Source organism: Pseudomonas sp. NCHU5216 (assembly GCF_052156495.1).
In the GTDB taxonomy this organism is placed as follows: Bacteria; Pseudomonadota; Gammaproteobacteria; order Pseudomonadales; family Pseudomonadaceae; genus Aquipseudomonas.
The window spans coordinates 1-20,927 of sequence record NZ_JBQLIX010000010.1 but is presented as its reverse complement, the minus strand read 5'-3'; the positions used below and the strand labels follow the sequence as shown (position 1 = coordinate 20,927).

16 protein-coding genes and 1 rRNA gene are annotated in these 20,927 nt (G+C 63.2%); 7 read left to right on the top strand and 10 right to left on the bottom strand.

Annotation, left to right across the window (positions count from 1 at the left end; all coding sequences use genetic code 11):
• Nucleotides 1–4: 4 nt before the first annotated feature.
• A complete protein-coding gene (locus tag ACSVIK_RS09830; RefSeq protein WP_442444163.1) occupies nucleotides 5–943 on the bottom strand; it encodes a LysR family transcriptional regulator in 939 nt (312 codons plus the stop codon).
• Between the two features lie 111 nt (nucleotides 944–1,054).
• Here ACSVIK_RS09830 and ACSVIK_RS09825 point away from each other — a divergent pair, with 111 nt between their 5' ends.
• From ACSVIK_RS09825 to ACSVIK_RS09810, 4 genes are all read left to right on the top strand, one after another.
• Nucleotides 1,055–2,404: an acyclic terpene utilization AtuA family protein gene (locus ACSVIK_RS09825; protein WP_442444162.1), complete on the top strand. Its 1,350-nt coding sequence runs from the start codon at nucleotides 1,055–1,057 to the stop codon at nucleotides 2,402–2,404.
• Entirely contained in the window at nucleotides 2,404–2,727 is a 324-nt protein-coding gene (locus ACSVIK_RS09820) for an AtuA-related protein (protein WP_442444161.1), read from the top strand. Before ACSVIK_RS09825 ends, ACSVIK_RS09820 begins: the two co-directional genes overlap by 1 nt.
• Nucleotides 2,728–2,781: 54 nt before the next feature.
• On the top strand, nucleotides 2,782–4,083 hold the full coding sequence (locus ACSVIK_RS09815; protein ID WP_442444160.1) for a CitMHS family transporter: 1,302 nt from the start codon (nucleotides 2,782–2,784) through the stop codon (nucleotides 4,081–4,083).
• A 150-nt stretch (nucleotides 4,084–4,233) separates the two neighbouring features.
• Nucleotides 4,234–5,505, top strand: a complete 1,272-nt coding sequence (locus ACSVIK_RS09810) for a cation:proton antiporter (protein WP_442444159.1) — start codon at nucleotides 4,234–4,236, stop codon at nucleotides 5,503–5,505.
• Between the two features lie 54 nt (nucleotides 5,506–5,559).
• Here the strand turns inward: ACSVIK_RS09810 and ACSVIK_RS09805 are convergent, their stop codons facing one another.
• The 5 genes from ACSVIK_RS09805 to ACSVIK_RS09785 all read right to left on the bottom strand — a co-directional run bounded on the left by ACSVIK_RS09805 (nucleotide 5,560) and on the right by ACSVIK_RS09785 (nucleotide 11,471).
• Nucleotides 5,560–6,804, bottom strand: a complete 1,245-nt coding sequence (locus ACSVIK_RS09805; protein ID WP_442444158.1) for a saccharopine dehydrogenase family protein — start codon at nucleotides 6,802–6,804, stop codon at nucleotides 5,560–5,562.
• Between the two features lie 145 nt (nucleotides 6,805–6,949).
• Nucleotides 6,950–8,047 (bottom strand): carboxynorspermidine decarboxylase, encoded by a 1,098-nt coding sequence (locus ACSVIK_RS09800; protein ID WP_442444157.1) that lies wholly within the window; start codon nucleotides 8,045–8,047, stop codon nucleotides 6,950–6,952.
• A gap of 235 nt (nucleotides 8,048–8,282) precedes the next feature.
• Nucleotides 8,283–8,786, bottom strand: a complete 504-nt coding sequence (locus ACSVIK_RS09795; RefSeq protein ID WP_442444156.1) for a DUF6160 family protein — start codon at nucleotides 8,784–8,786, stop codon at nucleotides 8,283–8,285.
• A 14-nt stretch (nucleotides 8,787–8,800) separates the two neighbouring features.
• A complete protein-coding gene (locus ACSVIK_RS09790; RefSeq protein ID WP_442444155.1) occupies nucleotides 8,801–10,363 on the bottom strand; it encodes a hypothetical protein in 1,563 nt (520 codons plus the stop codon).
• 1 nt (nucleotide 10,364) lies between these two features.
• On the bottom strand, nucleotides 10,365–11,471 hold the full coding sequence (locus ACSVIK_RS09785) for a hypothetical protein (RefSeq protein WP_442444154.1): 1,107 nt from the start codon (nucleotides 11,469–11,471) through the stop codon (nucleotides 10,365–10,367).
• A 295-nt stretch (nucleotides 11,472–11,766) separates the two neighbouring features.
• Between ACSVIK_RS09785 and mksB the strand changes: the two genes are divergently transcribed.
• From mksB to mksF, 3 genes are all read left to right on the top strand, one after another.
• On the top strand, nucleotides 11,767–13,008 hold the full coding sequence (mksB, locus tag ACSVIK_RS09780) for an Mks condensin complex protein MksB (protein WP_442444153.1): 1,242 nt from the start codon (nucleotides 11,767–11,769) through the stop codon (nucleotides 13,006–13,008).
• Nucleotides 13,009–13,092: 84 nt separating this feature from the next.
• Entirely contained in the window at nucleotides 13,093–13,782 is a 690-nt protein-coding gene (mksE, locus tag ACSVIK_RS09775; RefSeq protein WP_442444152.1) for an Mks condensin complex protein MksE, read from the top strand.
• Nucleotides 13,779–16,610, top strand: coding sequence for an Mks condensin complex protein MksF (mksF, locus tag ACSVIK_RS09770; RefSeq protein WP_442444151.1), 2,832 nt, complete (start codon nucleotides 13,779–13,781; stop codon nucleotides 16,608–16,610). Before mksE ends, mksF begins: the two co-directional genes overlap by 4 nt.
• A gap of 143 nt (nucleotides 16,611–16,753) precedes the next feature.
• Here mksF and ACSVIK_RS09765 read toward each other — a convergent pair whose 3' ends face one another.
• The 4 genes from ACSVIK_RS09765 to rrf all read right to left on the bottom strand — a co-directional run bounded on the left by ACSVIK_RS09765 (nucleotide 16,754) and on the right by rrf (nucleotide 20,738).
• Nucleotides 16,754–19,057, bottom strand: a complete 2,304-nt coding sequence (locus ACSVIK_RS09765; RefSeq protein ID WP_442444150.1) for an MlaD family protein — start codon at nucleotides 19,055–19,057, stop codon at nucleotides 16,754–16,756.
• On the bottom strand, nucleotides 19,050–19,667 hold the full coding sequence (locus ACSVIK_RS09760; RefSeq protein WP_442444149.1) for a paraquat-inducible protein A: 618 nt from the start codon (nucleotides 19,665–19,667) through the stop codon (nucleotides 19,050–19,052). The genes ACSVIK_RS09765 and ACSVIK_RS09760 overlap by 8 nt, the downstream gene beginning before the upstream one ends.
• Nucleotides 19,654–20,313: a paraquat-inducible protein A gene (locus ACSVIK_RS09755; RefSeq protein WP_442444148.1), complete on the bottom strand. Its 660-nt coding sequence runs from the start codon at nucleotides 20,311–20,313 to the stop codon at nucleotides 19,654–19,656. Before ACSVIK_RS09755 ends, ACSVIK_RS09760 begins: the two co-directional genes overlap by 14 nt.
• 309 nt (nucleotides 20,314–20,622) lie before the next feature.
• Nucleotides 20,623–20,738, bottom strand: a 5S ribosomal RNA gene (rrf, locus tag ACSVIK_RS09750).
• Between the last annotated feature and the right edge of the window lie 189 nt (nucleotides 20,739–20,927).

Below are 20,927 nucleotides of genomic sequence, written 5' to 3'. Positions count from 1 at the left end.
GCGGTCATTTCAGAGGGGGGCGATTGTCGCGTGAATCGGCGGTCGCGGATAGCCCCTGAGCGGTGCCCGTCTGCTGGCGCAGCAGGGCGACGAAAGCCTGCGCCGGCGGGCTCAGATAGCACGGCTTGCGTTGCAGCAGGCCGATACTGCGCGCCGGCGCCTCGCTCAATACGTGCACCGCGAGGCTGCCGTCGCTGTTGAAGGTGTCGGCGACGCTGGCCGGCAACAGCGCAAAGCCCAACCCCGCGCGCGCCAAGGCAGCGGCGCTGCTCATGTACGCCACTTCCCACGCCGGTTCGTGCAGCAGCCCCATGCGCTGCAGCGTTACATCAGCCATGCCGCGCAGGCTGGTGTCGCGCGTCATGGCGATGTAGTCCTGCTCGCGCAGCGCAGCGAGCAGCGCCTTGCCACGCAGGCGCTCATGGCCACGCACCAGCAACACCAGACTGTCGTCGTACAGCGGCTGGAAATCCAGCGCGCCGAGATCGTCCACCGTCGAGGTGATGGCGAAATCCACCTCGGCGGCGCTCACCCACTGACGGATCTCCCCGGCACGGCCGTCGCTCAGGCTGATGTCGATACCGGGATAACGCCGCCGGTACTCCTGCAGCACCCGAGGCAGCGGGTCGATGGCCACCGAGGGCAGCACAGCGATGCGCAGCGAGCCGCTTTCCAGATGCAACTGCTCGCGCGCATCGTGCACGGCGTTGTCCATGTCGCGCAGCAAGCGCCGCGCCTGTTCGAGAAAACGCAGCCCGGCCTCGGTCAACTCCACGCTGCGCGTGTTGCGCGCCAGCAAGGCCAGACCGAGGGCGTCCTCCAGCTTGCGCAAGCTGTAACTGAGCGCCGGCTGCGACAGGTGAATGCGCTCGGCGGCGCGGCTGAAGCTGCGGTGTTCGGCGATCAGCACGAAGGCCTGCAACTGGCGAAAGCTGACGTCCACAGCGCCACCTCTTATAAAAATATCTTATCAATTGATACCACATTTCTAATTCACAACTTAATCGAACCCACGCAGGATGGCTGCCATAGCGAATTGCCAACGGGCTCGACCATGACAAAAACCGTGCATATCGGCTGTGGCGCAGGCTTTGCCAACGACCGCCCCGATGCCGCCCTGGCCCTGGCCAATGACCTGACAGGCCGCGAAGGGCGACGCTTCCTGTTCTTCGAACTGCTCGCCGAGCGCACCCTGGCCGAGGCGCAACTGCGCCGCCTGCACGATGCCGACAGCGGCTACGCCACACGCCTGTTCGAGTTTCTCGAACCGGTGCTGGAAACCTGCCTGGACGCCGGCATCCCGATCATCAGTAACGGTGGCGCGGCCAACCCGGCAGCGGCTGCCCGACGCCTGCGCCAGCACCTGCAGAGCACAGGTCACGCGGCGGCACGCATCGCCTGCGTGCTGGGCGACGATCTGCTGGCCGGCGACATCGACCTGCAGCAGTGGCTACCCGAATCCCTGGATGGCGAGGTGGTGTCGGTCAACGTTTACAGCGGTGCCGAAGGCATCACCCAGGCGCTGAACGAAGGCGCCGATATCGTGCTCTGCGGCCGAGTCGCCGACCCCAGCCTGGCCGTCGGCCCGCTGTGCCACGCCTTCGGCTGGCAGGCCGATGACTGGGATCGCCTGGCGCTGGCCACCAGCGTCGGCCATCTGCTCGAATGCTGCACCCAGGTCACAGGCGGCTACTTCGCCCATCCGGGCCTGAAGGACGTGCCGGATCCGGCCAACCCTGGCTGCCCCATCGCCACGGTGACTGCCGATGGGCAAATCATCATCGGCAAGGCCGCTGGCACCGGCGGCTGCGTCACCGAGCAGACGGTCAAGGAGCAACTGCTGTATGAAGTCCACGACCCGGCGGCCTACCTGACCCCGGACGTGACCCTCGACCTGAGCCAGGTGCGCGTGCGCCAGGTGGCCGCCGACCAGGTCGCGGTCGAGGGTGTACGCGGCCATCCCCGCCCGGCGCGTCTCAAAGGGCTGGTAGGCCTGCGCGGCAAATGGTTCGCCGAGGCGGAAATCTCCTACGCCGGCCCCGGCGCCCTGGCCCGCGCCGCCCTGGCCCGCGACATCCTGCTGCAACGCAGCGCGCGCCTGGCGCCACAACTGACGCCCTGGATCGACCTGATCGGCGTCGCCAGCCTATTCAATGACCGCGCCGGCCAGTGGCTGGATGCCCGCCTGGCGGACACGCAGGAGGCGCAGGACGTGCGCCTGCGCATCAGCTTTATCGACCGCGACAAGGCGCTGCTCGAACGCCTGCTGCTCGACGCCGAATCGCTCTACACCAATGGCCCGGCCGGCGGCGGCGGCGTGCGCCGTTACCTGAGCGAGTCGCTGTCCACCGCGAGCTTTCTTATCGCGCGCGATCAGGTTCAACAACATGTGGAGTGGTTCTGATGAGCGCCGAAGTGCTGCTGTGCGACTACGCCCACGCCCGCGCGGGCGACAAGGGCAACACCCTGAGCGTCGCGGTATTCGCCTATGACGCCGCGCATTATCCCTGGCTGGCCGCCCAACTCACCGCCGAGCGCGTCGCCGCCTGCCTGGCGCACCGGCGCACCGGCCAGGTGCGGCGTTACGAGCTGCCCAACCTGGGCGGCCTCAACTTCGTCGTCGACGACGCCCTGGAAGGCGGCGTCAACGCCAGCCCCGGCATCGACCGGCACGGCAAGAGCCTGAGCTACCTGCTACTCGATCTGAGGCTGCCGCCGCCAGGCTAACCGCCACGCCTCGCTCACCTCGACTCCAACAACAATAAAATCGGAGACATCGGCATGATCACTGCCCTCGGCTTTACCCTGATGTTCGTCATCGTCGCCCTGATCCTGATGCGACGTATCACCCCGCTGGTCGCCTTCACCCTGCTGCCAGTCATCGCCTGTGCGCTGGCCGGTTTCACTCCGGCCGAAATCGGTAAGTTCATCACCGAGGGGCTGAAGTCCGTGGCCCCGACGGCAACGCTGTTCATCTTCGCCATCCTCTACTTCGGCATCATGCGCGAGCGTGGCCTGTTCGCCCCGCTGGTCAACTTCCTGCTGCGCAGCACCGGCGGCAGACCGCTGGCCGTGGCGGTGGTGACCGTCGCGGTGACTGCGGTAACCCACCTGGACGGCATCGGCGCCGCCACCTTCCTGCTGGTGATTCCCGCCCTGCTGCCGCTGTACCTGCGCCTGAGCATGAAACGGGAAATGCTGCTGTGCCTGGTGGTGCTCAGCGCCGGAGTAATGAACATGGTGCCCTGGGGCGGCACCACCGCCCGTGCCTCGGCGGTGACCGGCATCGACGCCTCGCAGCTGTGGATCTCGCTGATCCCGATTCAACTGATCGGCCTGGCGCTGGTGATGGGCCTGGCGGTGTTCCTCGGCCGCCGTGCACAACGCAGCCTGGCCGGCATTGGCGACATCGACGCGCACGCGGCGGCGACCTCGGCCAGCGACGACACGACCCAGCTCAGCCCGCGTAGCTGGCGCTACTGGGGCAACCTGGGGCTTACCCTGGCGATTCTCGTCTGCCTGTTCACCGGCGCCTTCCCGCTGTTCGCCTGCTTCATGGTCGGCCTGGGGCTGGCCCTGGTGCTCAACTATCCCAACCTGAACGAACAGAATGCAGCGGTGATGCGCCACGCCAGCGATGCCCTGCAGATGGCTCTGGTGATGCTCGCCGCCGGCATCCTGCTCGGCGTGCTCTCGGGTTCGGGGATGTCCAACGGCATGGCGCACTGGATGATCAACGTGCTGCCGGAGGGCTCTGCAAGTTGGCTGCATGTGATCATCGGCGCCTTCGGCGTGCCGCTGGGCATGCTGTTCTCGCCCGATGCCTACTATTTCGCCCTGCTGCCGGTGATCCGCGATGTCGCCGTGGCGGCGGGTGTCGACCCGGCCGCAGTGGCCAAGGCCATGCTGATCGGCGAGAACACCGGCTTCGGCATCAGCCCGGTGGTACCCAGCGTGTACCTGGCCATCGGCCTGGCCGGTGTCGAGCTGTACAAGCACATCCGCTACACCGCGCTGTGGGCCTGGGGCATCAGCCTGGTGATGCTGGCAGCCGCCTTGTTGCTGGGCGTCGTATCGCTCTGAGGCAGACGCCAAAAGGGGGTTACAGCCCCTTTTGGCCACCAGCGGCGCGAGACAAAGGCACACATCCTGTTACAGCGCCGGTATGATCAGGGCTCGTGGCGCTCGTCAGGATGGCGGCGCTGGCTGTAACCGCTGTGCCAAGGAGCCCCCGTGCTGGATCTCGTCGCTGCCTTCATCGTTCTCACCACCCTGCTTACCTACGTCAATTACCGCTTCGTCAAATTGCCGCCGAGTATCGGCGTCATGGCCACCGCGCTGGTCTTCTCGCTACTGGCTCAGGGCCTGAGCCTGATCGGTTATCCGCTGATCGAACATGAAGCCCAGGAAGTCATCCGCCGCATCGACTTCTCCGCCATTCTCATGACCTGGTTCCTGCCCGCGCTGCTGTTCGCCGGTGCGCTGCATGTCGACCTGCGCGACCTGCGCAGCCACAAGTTGCCGATCGGTTTGCTCGCCACGTTCGGCGTACTGCTGGCCACCGGCATGATCGGCGCCTTCGCCTATACCCTGTTCGACCTGTTCGGCTGGCACGTGGACTTCATCTACTGCCTGCTGTTCGGCGCGCTGATCTCGCCGACCGATCCGATTGCGGTGATGGGCATTCTCAAGTCGTCCGGCGCCCCCAAACCGCTGGCCACCACCATAGTCGGCGAGTCGCTGTTCAACGACGGTACCGCCGTGGTGGTATTCGCCATCCTGCTCGGCATCCTGCAGTTGGGCAGCACGCCTACGCTGGGCACGGTGAGCTGGCTGTTCATTCACGAAGCCGTCGGGGGGTTGCTGCTGGGCGCCGTGATCGGTTATGGCGTGCTGCTGATGCTGCGCAGCATCGATCAGTATCAGGTCGAGGTGATGCTGACCCTGGCACTGGTCTTCGGCGGTGCGGCGCTGGCCTCGCGGCTGCATGTGTCCGGGCCGCTGGCGATGGTGGTGGCCGGTCTGCTGATCGGCAATCTGGGACGTAGTCACGCCATGTCGGAAGAGACGCGGCGTTATGTCGACGGCTTCTGGGAACTGGTGGACGAGATTCTCAATGCCCTGCTGTTCGCCCTGATCGGCCTGGAGCTGTTGCTGTTGCCATTCTCCTGGCTGCATGTGGTGGCGGCGTTCGGCCTCGGCGGTGCCGTGCTGATCGCCCGCCTGCTGACCGTGGCGCCCACCGTCTTGCTGATCCGGCGTACCGCTGGCGGCCGCCGTCAGGTGTCCCACGGCGCCATCCGCATTCTCACCTGGGGCGGGCTGCGCGGCGGCGTGTCGGTGGCACTCGCGCTATCGCTGCCCTTGGGCGAGGAGCGCGACCTGCTGCTGAGCCTGACCTATATCGTGGTACTGGTGTCGATTCTGTTGCAGGGCCTGTCCATCGGGCCACTGGTACGGCGTCTGTATGGCCAGGCGCCCGAAGAAAACACCGCTTCGCATTAACGCCCATGAAAAAAGGATCGCCGAGGCGATCCTTTTTTCATGCTGCGGGGCGAATCAGGCAGGCTGATTCCACGGGCGGTCGCCGTGCTCGTCCTTGATGCGCGTGGGCAGGCCCATCACATCCAGCAGGCCCAGGAACGGCTCGGCCGGCAGCTCTTCGACGTTGACCATGCGCTTGGCATCCCACTCGCCACGTGCCACCAGCAGCGCGGCGGCAACCGGCGGTACGCCGGCGGTGTACGAAATGCCCTGGCTGTCGGTCTCGGCGAAGGCGTCTTCGTGGTCGGCCACGTTGTAGATGAACAGCTCGCGCGGCTGGCCATCCTTGGTGCCCTTGACCAGGTCGCCGATGCAGGTCTTGCCGCTGTAGCCCGGCGCCAACGAGGCGGGATCGGGCAGCACGGCCTTGACCACTTTCAGCGGCACCACTTCCAGGCCTTCGGCGGTCTTGACCGGTTGCTCGGAGAGCAGACCGAGGTTCTTCAGCACGGTGAAGACGTTGATGTAGTGATCGCCGAAGCTCATCCAGAAGCGGACGTTCGGTACGTCGAGGTGCTTGGACAGCGAGTGCACCTCGTCATGGCCGGTCAGGTACAGGTTCTGTTCGCCCACCACCGGCAGATCGTCGGTGCGTTTGACTTCGAACATGCGGTTGCTCACCCACTGGCTGTTCTGCCAGCTGTAGACCGTGCCGGTGAATTCGCGGAAGTTGATTTCCGGGTCGAAATTGGTGGCGAAGTACTTGCCGTGCGAACCGGCGTTGACGTCGAGGATGTCGATCGACTCGATCTTGTCGAAGTACTGTTGTTGCGCCAGGGCGGCATAGGAGTTGACCACGCCTGGGTCGAAGCCGACACCAAGGATGGCGGTCACGCCTTTTTCCTGGCATTCGGCCAGGTGCTTCCATTCGTAGTTGCCGTACCACGGTGGGGTTTCACAGATCTTGCTCGGGTCTTCGTGGATCGCGGTGTCCAGGTACGCCACGCCAGTATCGATACAGGCACGCAGCACGGACATGTTGAGGAAAGCGGAGCCCACGTTGATGACGATCTGCGACTCGGTTTCACGAATCAGCGCCTTGGTCGCTTCCACGTCCAGGGCGTTCAGTGCATAGGCCTTGATCTCGCCGGGCTGCTTGAGTCCGCCCTTGGCCTGCACACTGTCGATGATGGCCTGGCATTTGGAGATGTTGCGCGACGCAATCGCAATACGACCGAGTTCGTCGTTGTGTTGCGCGCACTTATGGGCCACCACCTTGGCAACACCTCCTGCACCAATGATCAGGACATTCTTCTTCAATTGTTTCACCTCCTCGGTACTGCGTTTCAGGACAATTGCTGCGTTGGAAAGAAAGCGCTTTGCCGTAGGGTGAACGACGCTTCGCCCGTCCACCGAATACCTTCGCCAGGGTGGATGAGAAAAACACCATCCATCCTGCGGGATATCACGACAGACTGGACAGGTAGTCGTCGAACTCGAACTGACGAACCACCTCGATGCTACCGTCGAGTTGTTTCACCACGATGGATGGCATCTTCAGGCCATTGAACCAGTTCTTCTTGACCATGGTGTAACCCGCGGCATCGATGAACGACAGGCGATCCCCGATCTCAAGCGGCTTGTCGAACTGGTACTCGCCGAAGATATCGCCGGCCAGGCAGGATTTGCCGCAGATCATGTAGGTGTGCTCGCCGTCATTCGGCGCCATCTTGGCGTTGAGGCGATAGATCAGCAGGTCGAGCATGTGCGCTTCGATGGAGCTGTCGACCACGGCCAGGTGCTTGCCGTTGTACAGGGTATCGAGCACGGTCACTTCCAGCGAGGCGCTGAGGGTGATCGCCGCTTCGCCCGGTTCCAGGTACACCTGCACACCGTATTTCTCGGAGAAGGCCTTCAGCCGCGCGCAGAAGGCATCGATCGGATAGCCCTCGCCGGTGAAGTGAATGCCGCCACCGAGGCTGACCCACTCGACCTGGGCGATCAGGTGGCCGAAGCGCTCCTCGATGGTGGTCAGCATCTTGTCGAACAGCTCGAAGCTGCCGTTCTCGCAGTTGTTGTGGAACATGAAGCCGGAAATCTGCCCCATGACCTGCTCGATCTTGGTCGGATCCCACTCACCGAGGCGGCTGAACGGGCGCGCCGGGTCAGCCAGCAGGTAGTCGGAGCTGCTCACCTGCGGGTTGACGCGCAGGCCACGGATGGTGCCTTCCGTCCGCTCGGCGAAGCGCTCGAGCTGGCCGATGGAGTTGAAGATGATCTTGTCGCAGTTGGCGACCATCTCTTCGATCTCGTCGTCGGCCCAGGCCACGCTGTAGGCGTGGGCTTCACCGACGAACTTCTGCCGGCCCAGTTTCAGCTCGTACAGCGAGCTGGACGTGGTGCCGTCCATGTACTGCTGCATCAGGTCGAACACCGACCAGGTGGCGAAGCATTTCAGCGCCAGCAGCGCCTTGGCGCCGGAGTTCTCGCGCACGTAGGCGATCTTCTCCAGGTTGACCAAGAGCTTCTGTTTGTCGATGAGGTAGTACGGCGTCTGGATCATCTCGTCGCCCCAGCTAGATCGGCCAATGGGGTGCTCAATGCCCCCAGAAAAAAGTGGACGCGAATTGTGCCGATAACCGGCGCATATCGAAAGGGCATTGAGGATTTTTTGTACAACGGGCGCTTATCGATTGCTCGGCCAGCCTACACGGCCGAGCACGGATTTTGCCAACGAATCGAGGGAGAGGATGACGCAGACTTTGTTACAGGCGCATGCGCGAGGCAGCAAAAGCCACTCAGGGCAGGCCCATGATGTAGACATTGCCATGCAGACGCGCCTCGCCATTGGCGCGGAAGGAAAGCAGGTTGGTCTGTTGAAAACCCGCCGTGGGAGTACCTGTCTCGCTATTGGAGCCGCCCAGGGTGAAGCGGAAGTCGCCGAAGCGCACATTGCTCAAACCAACGCGCATGACACCCGAATTGAAGGCTGCACCATCGCCATCGAAGCCGCTGTTGAGCTTCTCCATGTCGATGGTCACGCCGTCGAAACTGAACATGCCGCGAATATTGTCCAGCACTATGACCCCAGCACTGTTGCCCGGCCGGATCGCCACGCGTGTACCGCAACCGCCCGGGCAGCGGGTCTGCGCCGGGTTGGCGGCGAAGTTCAGGTTGGCGGCGATGCTCAACCCGGCCTGGCCGCTGACCTGCTGCATTTCATCCTCCTGCAAGGGTTGCAGCTCGGCGGCTACAGGCCCAGCAACGAACAACAGGGCGAGGCATAGCGGTCTGATCGACATGAGCATGCTCCTTTTCATCGCGGCAGGTTGACCGTGCGTACATCCAGATAGTCCAGGCGCATGCCACGCACCACCTGGGAGCCGAGGTCGACGCCACTCATGCTGAGGTTACCGACACTGATATTGCTCTTGGGCACCTGCTGGTAAAAGGCTTGGTGATTTTCCCAGGTGACAGCCGGCAGGGTCAGGCGCAGCTCACCATTGGACTGCACAGCCAGGCTCAAGGGCTGGTACTTGCCGTGACCAAGGTTGATGTCGAAATACAGGTTCTTCGCCACCATGCGGTTGGCATCGGTGCAGTTACGGCAGCCACCCAGAACCAGTTTATCGGCATACATCTGTAGGCTGGCTTCACCTTGCAGGCCATTGTTGTCCCCCCAGAGGTTGAGGTAGGCGCCATGCAGGGTGAACCCTTCCAGGTTGATGGAGAAGAAATCCTGGCGCCTGGTGGTAGCGCCCTTGACGATATTGCCGTTGCCATCCTTGCTGTAAGCGACGCTAGGCAGGTTGAAGGTGGTTTCCACCCCGACGTCCATGCCTTTGACCCGCTTGCCACCTGCCTGCAGGGTGGTGGCGACCAGGGTCAGCACAGTGCGATTGTCCTCGGTTTTCTTGATGCGGCCCATGACGCAGCTAGGCGACTCGGCTGTCGGCGTACCACAGAGGCCGGTGAACTCGTCGTAATCGGTGACCCGCTGGTTGAGGGTGTAGCCGTTACGCTCGACGCTCCAGGCTTCGCCCAGAGCCTTCTGCGCATCGGCAAGCTCGCTGACCTGATTCTGGTAGTCGTCCACCGACTGGTTGTAAGCGCGCACGGCGCTGTTTGTGCAAAGATCACCGCAGCCGTATTTTTCACCGAACGCCGGCTTTTTATAAATACCAAAGAGACCGGTACTATCAGGTGCGGCATCATAACGGGTTCGCATGGTGCCGCGAGCCGTTTGCACATCCTGGGTTTCCTGGTCGACCTGGGCACGACGCTGGTTGACCGTCTGCATGTCCTGATCGATACCGCTCTTGAGGGTAAGAAAACCCACATTCTGGTAGCGCGCCATGATCTCGTCACGCCGACCACCAAGCGCACTGAGTTCCTGATCGATGGCAGCCTGTGCACGCATCGGGTCGGTACAGCCGGGCTCGCCATACAGGCAGCCTTGGTAATAAGCCCACAGGCCATACTGGTGGGTATCGTTGAGCGGGTCGCTCCAGGTCGGCGTGCGGATCTGCAAGGCAGTGGCGCCAGCCGGCAGGCTCGGCGCCAGCTCGGTACCACCGACCCGCAGGCTGAAGGGATGCAACGGCGTGCCCAGACGTGCCGGGGTATCTAGCGCACCACGTTGGCTCCCCTCCCCCTTGACGTAACTGCGCTCGATATCGACGGTAATCGGGTTGCCCTGGCTGTCCTTGATATCGCTCAACTGTGCAGTGGCACTGCCCTGGTCGTAATAGAAGTCGTCGAGGAAGAATCCCACCCCGGCGCCATTCACCTGGCTCAGTTCCGCGTCATCCAAGGACTGCATGGCACTTGCCAGGCCAGGCAGCAACAGCAGGATCGCACTCCCTATGCAGACTTTCATCTCAGCACCCCTTGCCCTGGCCACCCATGCAGGTGGGCACTCGCGCCGCACCGTTGAGCGCCTCGTACAGCGAAATGACGAATGGATAGATGGCATCGGCACCCGTTCCGGTCTTGGCGAAGTTGGCGAAGGCGCCTTTCTGGGTCTCGATGAAATTACCGGTACTGGAGGCCAGATCCTGCCAGGGCACATTCTGGTTCTGCAGCGCGAAGAAGATGCCTTGCGCCCCCCCGACATTGAGGTCGGCCTGGGTACGATCCCCGACGAAGATGCTCTTGTAGTTGAGCAGGGGAAAGCAGGCCGGCAAACCGGATGCCTTGCAGTCACCGTTGTTGGTGGAAAGCGCGGGCAACAGCGCCTCGAGCAAGGCGTTGTCGGTATGGAAGGATTGACCTTTGGGCACACCGATTTCGGTCGCACGATTGATCGGCTGACCATTGACGGTAGTTTCTCCCGTTCCGGACTTGAGCAATTCGACCTGGGCGTGGATTTCCGCATCACCCGCCACGGTCAACGCCAGGCAGTTAGCGTTGAGAAGACATGTAGCGTTGTTGAGGTTGTTCTGCTTCATGTAGTACTCGCGCGCCGTGGACGCAGAGCCTGTGGTCAGGCCCTGCATCACGCCTGTCAACGAGCGGATATCACCGGACAGATCACCACGGGCACGACCGAAACCAATGCGTACACCTGCTACCTCGCGCACACCACTGGCGTTGGTCTTGAAGGCAAGTTCGAGATAGGGGTCACGTACCTGGAAAGGCACGACGCTGGCGTTGGGGGAGTTGGCATTGTCGACACGACCCAGGGCGAAGTTGTCGATCCAGATATCGGCCGGCTGGTTCGACACGGTATTGCCATCAGAGCGTGGGTAGTTGCCCAGGCGCAGTTCATCGACGTTGAGCAGCATGTCGATGTCGGTGCCAAAATTGATACGGGTGTACTCGAAGCCGTTGTAGGTCAGCGCATCCAGATTGATCAGCGCCTGACCACTGATTTCGGCGAGTTCGCTGTCGTCCAGCGGCTCCATGGCCGCCTCGGCGGTGCCAAGCAGCATCGCCGAACACAGCAGGGCGAAGGCAGGTTGCAAGAGACGGCGGGACGGACGCATGACAGGTTCCTCCTGGTCGGGCGGCTGGTTCCGCCTCTGAGTACCACTATAGTGGCCACCCCTGAGCGGCGACCCGACCCATAGTCGAGAAAACCCCAGGCCAAGCACTGCAGACGTGACGAAGGTGTTACCAGCAGCAACAGTTGCGTCACCGCGCCCGCCAACAAGCCAGGACTGGCCACCGGCACTCGTCACGGAGCGTGCCATATCAGCCTCCGATCGATTCGGACTCAAACCCACCCCTCACCATGCAGTACAATCGCCGCCTTTCACTTGCCTGGAACCCGGCGCCCCGATGATCGATCCCAAGCGCGTGTTGCGCGCCCTCGCCGAACACTGGACGTTGCTCGAACCGCTCTGTGAGCGTTTCGACGCCGGCACCCTGAGCCTGGTCGAGCTGCGCAGCCAGCTCGCCACGCAGTTGCCCGACGCCACGCCCAGCGACACCACCGCCCTGCTCGACACCTGGATCCGCCTGGATATCCTGGTGCCGGTGGCCAAAAGCCCCAACCGCTTCGAGCTCAACGCACAGATTCATGACTTCCTGGCCTACCTGCGCCGCGAGCACCGCCTCGGCCTGTGCCTGGAGATCGAAGCCTATCTGCGCCATCTGGAACGCCTGGCCGGCTATATCCAGGACGCCTTCGAGGTGCGCGACGCCAACGACCTGGCGCGGCAACTGCGCCTGCTCGACATGCGCGTGCGCGACGTGCTGAAGAAGCTGGCCAACGATGAACAGGCGTTGGTTGGCGTGGCCGACCGGGCCAAGACCAGTGACCGGCAGATTCCCCTGCGCCAGCGCTACGCCGAGGTGCTGGCCACCTGGGACGAATACGTCGAGCCGATGATCCAGTTGGTCGCCGCCGACGGGGCCTTCGAGCAGGGCGTGCGCCGTGTAGAACAGGTGCTGCTGCGTCTGCTCGGCGATCAGCAGCGTCTTGGCCAACTGGTGGACGACGACCTGCTGCTGCGCACCCACGCGCGCATCCTGGAAATGCAGACCACCGCCCAGCTAACCCTGCGCAAGGCCCGCGAACTGCTGCTGCCGCTGCGTGAGGAAGCGCGCCGGCACAACGCGGTGACCCGTGGCGCGGCGCTGGCGCTGTCGGTGATCCGCAAGAAAGGTATCGACGCCGTGCCGCAGGCCGCCATGCCGCTGTTCACCCGGCCGCAGAGCAACTTCTTGGGTTCGGCCAGTCAGGTCGAGGCCTACGTCTACGCCCTGGCCCGCTTCGAGGCCAAGCCGGCGCACTTCCCCAAGGCCAGCGGCAGCCGCAAAGGCGGCGCGCCCAAGGCACCGAAGACCGCGCGGGAGATGATCGAGCGCTGCGAACAGGCCCTGCCGCTGCCGGATCTGATGGCCTGGCTGCTGGAACAGGAGCCGGAAGGCGCCACCGACGAGTTGCTCTACTGGTTCTCGCGCCTGTCACGCGAGTCGCGCTTCCAGCGTGAACGCCTGGAGCGCCGTCAGTATCTGACCCGCGAGCACGAGGTCAGCCTTGCCTCCTTTGCCCTGGTAGGCCAGCCCAATGGCTGAGCTGCCCGTAGGGTGCGCTGTGCGCACCGCAACCGACGACATGGTGCGCACAGCGCACCCTACGACTGCCCGTGAGCATTGCGTATGAACATCGATCTAAAAGAAATGACCCAGCTCGCGGCCGCCTTCCGCGACCTGTTCAAGGGCTACCACATCTCGCGCAGCGAGCCGGAGTGCTACGCCCAGCTGTCCAGCATGCAGGACCAGTACCGCGCGCTGTTCCGCGCCCTCGGCTTCGAGCTGGTCTGCGACCCGCGCGGCTTCTACTACTTCGTCCCCGAGCAGGTCGCACCGCAGGTGAACAAGACCGCCCAGCGTCTGGCGCTGTTCACCTTCATCCTGGTCGAACACCTGGCCGACCAGGGGCGCGATCCGCTCTCCGTGCTCGACGGCGGCAGCATCGGCCGTGACGAGCTGCCGGCGCTGCTGGAGAAGTACCGCGACCTGTTCCTGCAGGCCGAAGTCACCACCTTCGAGGAGCTGGAAGACAAGATCATCCGTCGCCTGACCCAACTCGGCTTCGCCGAGGACAGCAACGGCGTGTACCGCTTCCTGCCACCGATGCACCGCTTCCTAGACGTCTGCCTGTCGGTGCAGCACGACCGCGACCTGGCCGCCAGCCTGCACAGCAGCGACCTGCCGCTGCCGGCCCCGATGCTGCTGGACGATGACGGTGACGCCGACACGGCTGTCACCGACAGCGAAGAATCCGAGGAAGACGCCCTGGCCCGCGCCATGGCCGAAGAACGTGCCGCACAGGAGCAAGACGCATGACCCAGGAACGCTATGGTATTCGCCGCTTTGCCCTGCTCAATACCGCCGGCTACAGCCTCGGACTGTTCCCGCTGGAAAACCCGCTGTCGGTCTACGGCGCCAACAACCTGGGCAAGTCCGCCTCGATCAACGCCTTGCAGTTCCCCATCCTGGCGCGCATGTCGGACATGAGCTTCGGCAAGTACAGCCTGGAGGCCTCGCGCAAGTTCTACTTCGCCAGCGACACCAGCTACATTCTCGTCGAAGTGTCCCTACCCCATGGCCCGCACGTGATCGGCGTGGCCGGGCGTGGCCCGGGCGGCGGCTTCGGCCATCAGTTCTTCGCCTACGCTGGCGAGCTGGATCTTGAGCACTATCAGCAGAACGGCACCTGCCTGCGTCAGCGCGAGCTGTTCAAGAACCTCGGCCAGGCCGGCATCACCGCCTACGAGCTCAAGCCCGACGAACTGCGTCGCCTGCTGGTCGGTGGCCACACCAGCATCCCGCTGGATCTGACCCTGATCCCGCTGCGCTCCACCAGCGAGCAGAGCCTGAAAACCTTCCGCGCGCTGTTTATCAACCTGCTGCACATGCGCGAGATCACCGCCGCCAAACTCAAGCAGCTGTTCCTCGATGCCTTCGAGCACAGCCTGCGCTCGGGTAGCGTCGACTATATCGCCGCCACCGAGGAAGCCTTCCGTGACGTGCGCCGCATGGAGCAGGACTACCAGGCCCTGGTCACCGCCGGCCCCTTGATCGAAGCCCTGGCCTCGGGCGTCAACCAGCGCGACATGCTGCGTGGCAAGCTGCATCGTCTCTCGCCTCTGCTCGACAACCTGCTGGGCACCTGGCACGACTACGCCGATGCACGCAAAGAAGAGCTGGTGATCCAGGCCGAACACTATCGTAACGAGCAGGACGGCCTGCAGAACGAGCAGCGCGGCGGTACCAATGAGCTGATGCGCCTGGAGCGTGAGATCAGCGAAATTCAACGCTGGCTGGGCGAACTGGCGGTGCTGAAAAACCGCTTCGCCCTGGTGGAAAACGCCAAGGTGCTGGAAGAGCAATTGCTCGCCGCCAAGGACGCCCACGACGAACTGGCCGGCGCCCTGGCGCAGTCGCGGCAGTTCTCCAGCGAAGATCTGGACGAACGCCTGCGCGACCTGGAAAAACGCCTCAAATCGGTCAAGCAGCAGCTCGATCACGCCGACAACAACAGCTACTCGCGCCTGCGCGAGGAGTTCAGCCAGCAGGACGTCGACCGCCTGATGCGCCTGTTCAACGGCCAACTGTTCAGTCTGCCGCTGGGTGAGAAAGGCATCCAGGCCGAGGGCGACGACTGGGTCAAGGCCGTCGAAGCGGTGCTGGATCGCTTCAAGGGCGACACCTTCGCCGTGCCGGGCCTGTCCATCGACCTCAGCCATATCGAGCCGCCGGCGCTGCAGGCCCTGGCCGACCGCGCCGCCCTGCGTGACCAGAAGGATCGCCTGGAACGCGAGCTCAAGCAGCTCAAGACTCAGCAGTCGGTGGCCGCCGACCGCGCCGCCAGCAAGGCCCAGGCCGAGACGCTGTACCAGGCCGTGCTGGATGCGCAGAAGGCCCTGGAAGACTTCCGCAAGAGCCAGACCCTGGCTGCCGAGGAGCCACAGAAGCTGGAGCGCCTGGCCGAACTGGAAGCCGCTCAGGACGAACTCAAGCGCGCCAGCGATGCCTTCGCCGAACGTGTGCAGCAGATTTCCGCCAAGCTGCAACTGGTCGGTCGCCAACTGGCCGATCTGGAAGCCAAGGAACGCACCCTGGAGGACGCCCTGCGCCGTCGCCAGTTGCTGCCGGCCGACCTGCCCTTCGGCACGCCGTTCATGGAGCCGGTGGACGACTCGCTGGACAACCTGCTACCACTGCTCAATGACTACCAGGACACCTGGCAGGCGTTGCAGCGTATCGACGGCCAGATCGAAGCGCTCTATGCCCAGGTGCGCCTGAAAGGCGTGGCCAAATTCGACAGCGAAGACGACGTCGAGCGCCGCCTGCAACTGCTGGTCAACGCCTACGCCCATCGCCAGGACGAAGCCCTCACCCTGGCCAAGGCGCGCCGTGCGGCGGTCACCGACATCGCCCGTACCCTGCGCAATATCCGCAGCGACTACGACAACCTGGAACACCAGTTGGCCCTGTTCAACCGCGAGATCAACAAGCGCCAGGTTTCCAACCTGCAAAGCTTCCGTATCGTCCTGGCGCCGAACAAGGAAGCCCTGCGCCATATCGACCAGATCATCCACAGCGCCGGCCAGTACGAGGAAGGCGAGACCCTGTCGGTGTTCGACCTGTCGCAGTCGGCCGAGCAGGACGCCAAGAACGAGGAAGCCAAGGATTACCTGTCGCGCCTGGTGGCAGCCAACGGTAACCAGCTCGGTCTGAAGGATCTGTTCGAGCTGGCCTTCGAGATCACCAAGGTGCACGGCCAGCCGGTCATCCACACGGACATCGATGGCGCCGCCTCCAACGGCACCACCATGACCATCAAGGCGCTGACCAACATGTACCTGCTGCTGCACCTGATGGATCGCGAGCAGGCCGGACGCGTGCGCCTGCCCTACTACCTCGACGAGGCGGCGGATATCGACGAGCGCAACCAGCAGGCGCTGATCGAAACCAGTCTGCAGCTCGGCTTCGTACCGATCCTGGCGTCGGTCAAGCCGCAGGTCTCGGCGCACGTGGCCATCGACCTGGAAGGCGGTAGCGGCCCCAACGGCATCTATATCGACGAGGCGGACTGGAAGTTCATCAAGCCGCGCGAGAGCGCCAAGGCGCAGGCACCGCAGCAGGAAGAAGCCACCGAGCCCGCCTGACTCGTCGCGGCTGAAGCCCCTCCCACGGTGCAGGATGCAACTGTAGGAGCGGCTGGGCGGCATTCCGCTTCGGCCGCGAGCTTTTATAGCCGCCAAAATGAAAGGGGCCGCTCACTGCGGCCCCTTTCGTTTCTAAGACGGTCTTACTGCTCCAGCACGATCTTCGGCGCCCAATCCAGCCAGCCCTGCCCCGGTTCGTCGAACAGGGCGAAGGTCTGCCCCGGTAGCGCCGGGCCGCCCATCTCTGCATTGTCCGGCGTGGCGAAGGCGATGCCGCCCTCGATCAAGGCTTCCAGCGACTCGGTACGCACCTTCACTCCCTTGAACAGCCCCGCGTCCACACCGATGCCGCTGGCATTCCAGAAGCGGGTGCCACTGCGCACCAGCGGCGCATAACGTGGCTCGATCAGGATATGGATCAGCACGCGGTCGGAAGTCGGCCCCAGCTCGAAATCCACCACCTTGCCCACCGGTACCTCGCGGTAACTGACGATCACCCCCGGCTTGATCGAACCACGCCGCGGCGCACTCAGCACCAGACGCAAACCCTCCTCTCTCACCGCCTGATTCGGCGGGCCGTCCAAAGCCACGAACTGGGTACGACGTGGCCCTTTCTGCAGCGCCGGCTGCACCTCCAGATATTGGCCGCTGACCAGGGTGCCGAGATTGGCCGCACGGGTCAGACTCAACTCCGGCCGCACCACCCAGAACTGCGTGCCCTCACGGTTTATCTGCTCGGCCGCCTGGGTGATGCGCACGTTGAGCATCACCGCCTGCAAGTCGTCGGTCAGGCTCAGATTCTCAACCTTGCCGACTTCCAAGCCCTTGTAACGCACCGCCGTCCCCGGCTGCAGGCCATCGCCGTCGGCCACGCGAATGCTGATCTGCTGGCCCAGTTGCAAGGCGCTGTCGCGATCCGGGTGCAGGGCGAAACGCTGAATCTGCCGATCCGATCTGGCCGCGTTCAGATCAGGTGTCTCGAAGGCAATGCCGCCGGCCAGTAGCGTCTGCAGCGATTCGCTCTTCACCTCGACGCCCGACAGTCCACCCTTGAGCGTGATGCCACTGGCATTCCAGAAACGGGTCGAGGTGTTCACCAGGTGCACGTAGTCCGGCTCGATATGCACCCCCAGCACCACCTGTTGGTTGTCCCGCGCAAGCTGATAACTCTGCACCGAGCCCACCTTGAGCTGCCGGTAGAGCACCGGGCTGCCCACCTCGATGGAGCCGAGCTGATCGGAGAACAGCACCAGATGCAGCCCGGGCGCACCGAGATCCAGGGGCGGCGCCTTGCTCCGGGCGACGAATTTTCGAGCCGGCGTGCCGCCCTTTTCCCCTGGCCGCATGGCGATGTAGTTGCCCTTGACCAGGGCCTCCAGCCCGGTGATGCCAGCCAGCGAAATGGAGGGCTTGACCACCCAGAAGTCCGAACCCTCGACCAAATAGTCTTCGGCCAGGGGGTTGATGGTCAGCTCGGCGGTGGCGCTGGTAAGGTCAGCATTGACCTTCAGGGTCTTCAGCGTCCCCGCCTGGATGCCCTTGTACATCACCGGCGTCCGTCCTTCCTGCAACCCCTCGAAGTCACTGAAGGTCACGACCACCTTGATGCCTGCCTGTGCTTCGTCGTAGTCCTGGTAAAGGCGGAACGGCAGGCTGGGATCGGTCGGTGGACTATCCTTGCGGTTTTCCGGGGTGGCGAAAGCGATACCGCCGGCGACGATGCTGGCCAATGACTCGCTGCGCAGCTTGAAGCCCGACAGGTCGGCATCGACACTGATGCCACTGGCATTCCAGAAGCGCGTATGTTTGCGCACCAGATGAGCATATTCCGGCGCGATGAACACCTTCACCTCGACGGTGCTCTGATCCTCGCCGAGCTTGTAGCTCTTCACTCGCCCGACCTGAATCTGCTTGTAGAACACCGGGCTGTCACGGTTGAGCGAACCGAGGCGGTCGGCCTTCAGGGTCAGGTGCAGGCCCGGAACGTCGTCGCCCATCGGTGGCTCCTGCTCCAGAGCGGTGAAGCTGCGCGAAGGCTCACCTTCCCCTGGGCTGAAGGTGATGTAGTTGCCCGATACCAAGGTTTCCAGGCCGCTGATGCCCGCCAGGCTCACATTGGGCTTGACCAGCCAGAAGCGCGTCTCGCTGCGCAGGAACTGCTCGACCTCCTTGTTCACCTCCAGCTTCGCGACCACGCCGCGGTTCTTGCCACTGGTGTCGAGGTTGATATCCGTGACCTTGCCCACGGCCATGCCCTTGTACACCAGCTCGGTCTTGCCGGCCTGGATGCCCTCGCCGCTGGCGAAGACCAGCTCCACCTCAATCCCCGCCTCGCTGTAGGCGCGCCAGGCCAGCCAGCCACCGATGAGCAAGGCGATCAGCGGCAGCACCCAGATGGCAGACCAGTTCGAGGCAGGACGCGTCTTGGCCAGAGGAAGGTCAGTCATATTCGGTTTCCGTATTGTCCCAGATGAGGCGGGGGTCGAACGTCAGGGCTGCGAGCATGGTCAGGATCACCACACTGGCGAACGCAGCAGCACCGGCTCCAGCTTCGATGCTGGCCAAGCTGCCAAAATTCACTACGGCCACCAGAATCGCGATGACGAAGATATCCAGCATCGACCAGCGCCCGATCCATTCGATGAAGCGATACATGATGATGCGCTGACGCGCCGACATTGGCTGGTGGCGCTGTACCGAGTACAGCAACAGCGCGATACCCACCAGCTTGAAGGTCGGCACCAGGATACTGGCGATGAACACCACCGCTGCGATGGGCAACATGCCGTGATGCAGCAGTTCGACGACACCGCCCATGATGGTGGACGGATCCCCCTTGCCAAGGCTGTTCACCGTCATGATCGGCAACAGGTTGGCCGGAATGTAGAGAATCGCCGAGGTCAGCAGAAGCGCCCAGGTGCGCACCAGGCTGTTGGGTCTGCGTGCATGCACAAGACCACCGCAACGACTGCAGTACTGATGCTGAGCATCTGGCTCGATGGGGTTGAGCTGATGGCATTCATGACAGACCAGCAAACCGGCATCAATCGCCCGCATGGATATCCTCCCCCGACAGGGCTTCCCAGATTTGCTGCGGAGACATCGTCACCTCCAGCCATACCTGCACCAGCAACAACGCGATGAAGCAGAACAGCCCCAGTCCGAGACTCAGATCGGCCAGATCCTTGAGCTTCACCATGGCCACCAGAATGCCCATCAGATAGACCTCGAGCATTCCCCACTCGCGCAGATGGTGATAGATGCGATAGAGCAGTAGGCCATAGCTACGCCCCAGATCCAGACGGATGCTGAGCAGCACCAGCAACTGACAAAGCAGCTTGAGCAACGGCACGGCCATGCTGCACAGGAAGACCACCATGGCGATGCCTTGCATGCCGCTTTCATACAGGCCGATCACACCACTCCAGACCGTATCCTGAGAGGTCTGCCCCAACAGATTGAGCTGCATGATCGGCAGGAAGTTCGCCGGGATATACAGCAGCAGAGCAGTAAGCACCAATGCCAGGCTACGCCGCACCACATGCAGCCGGTGGCTGGACAGCTCGTAGCCACAACGCGGACATTGCGCGCTCTCGCCATCATGCAGCACGGGCCTGCGCAACAACAGATCGCACTCGTGGCAGGCTATCAACTGCTCGATTGGCAAGGTAGAGAGCGAGGATTCGGGTGTCGAGTCGGGCATGCATGTCACCTGCAGGGATCGGCGCATTCTACCCGAGCAACGGCAAAGGCTGACATGTTGGCCCGTAGGGTGTGCTGCGCGCACCGTGGCCATGAAGCCGGAGTGTCGGCGCGCACAGCGCATCTACAGGCTGCTCGAACCTCCGTATGTATCGAGCCACCTCGAACCTGCGTAGGGTGCGCTGCGCGCACCATGGCCTTGAGCTCGGAGTTTCGGTTCCGGTGCGCACAGCGCACCCTACGCCAGGCTTTTCCGCGCCGCAAAGAAGAAACCCCAGACCGCGTTAGCGATCTGGGGTTTCGTATAGGAGCTTGACGATGACCTACTCTCACATGGTGAAGCACCACACTACCATCGGCGATGCGTCGTTTCACTACTGAGTTCGGGATGGGATCAGGTGGTTCCAACGCTCTATGGTCGTCAAGCAATTCGGTTGGGATCTCGTCGTGGACGCTATCCCTTGGATACGTGATAGAGGCTTGTAGCTCTCGCAAATTTTCGGCTTTCTGTCGACTTCACCATCGACACCCTCTGCTTCGAGGGCAGATTGTTTGGGTGTTATATGGTCAAGCCTCACGGGCAATTAGTATTGGTTAGCTCAACGCCTCACAGCG

What these genes read in the sequence shown, in the direction of transcription:
- ACSVIK_RS09825 (WP_442444162.1), top strand. Translation starts at nt 1,055, where the DNA reads ATGACAAAAACCGTGCATATCGGCTGTGGCGCAGGCTTTGCCAACGAC.
- ACSVIK_RS09820 (WP_442444161.1), top strand. Translation starts at nt 2,404, where the DNA reads ATGAGCGCCGAAGTGCTGCTGTGCGACTACGCCCACGCCCGCGCGGGC.
- ACSVIK_RS09815 (WP_442444160.1), top strand. Translation starts at nt 2,782, where the DNA reads ATGATCACTGCCCTCGGCTTTACCCTGATGTTCGTCATCGTCGCCCTG.
- ACSVIK_RS09800 (WP_442444157.1), bottom strand. Translation starts at nt 8,047, where the DNA reads ATGATCCAGACGCCGTACTACCTCATCGACAAACAGAAGCTCTTGGTC.
- ACSVIK_RS09795 (WP_442444156.1), bottom strand. Translation starts at nt 8,786, where the DNA reads ATGTCGATCAGACCGCTATGCCTCGCCCTGTTGTTCGTTGCTGGGCCT.
- ACSVIK_RS09790 (WP_442444155.1), bottom strand. Translation starts at nt 10,363, where the DNA reads ATGAAAGTCTGCATAGGGAGTGCGATCCTGCTGTTGCTGCCTGGCCTG.
- ACSVIK_RS09785 (WP_442444154.1), bottom strand. Translation starts at nt 11,471, where the DNA reads ATGCGTCCGTCCCGCCGTCTCTTGCAACCTGCCTTCGCCCTGCTGTGT.
- mksB (WP_442444153.1), top strand. Translation starts at nt 11,767, where the DNA reads ATGATCGATCCCAAGCGCGTGTTGCGCGCCCTCGCCGAACACTGGACG.
- mksE (WP_442444152.1), top strand. Translation starts at nt 13,093, where the DNA reads ATGAACATCGATCTAAAAGAAATGACCCAGCTCGCGGCCGCCTTCCGC.
- mksF (WP_442444151.1), top strand. Translation starts at nt 13,779, where the DNA reads ATGACCCAGGAACGCTATGGTATTCGCCGCTTTGCCCTGCTCAATACC.
- ACSVIK_RS09765 (WP_442444150.1), bottom strand. Translation starts at nt 19,057, where the DNA reads ATGACTGACCTTCCTCTGGCCAAGACGCGTCCTGCCTCGAACTGGTCT.
- ACSVIK_RS09760 (WP_442444149.1), bottom strand. Translation starts at nt 19,667, where the DNA reads ATGCGGGCGATTGATGCCGGTTTGCTGGTCTGTCATGAATGCCATCAG.
- ACSVIK_RS09755 (WP_442444148.1), bottom strand. Translation starts at nt 20,313, where the DNA reads ATGCCCGACTCGACACCCGAATCCTCGCTCTCTACCTTGCCAATCGAG.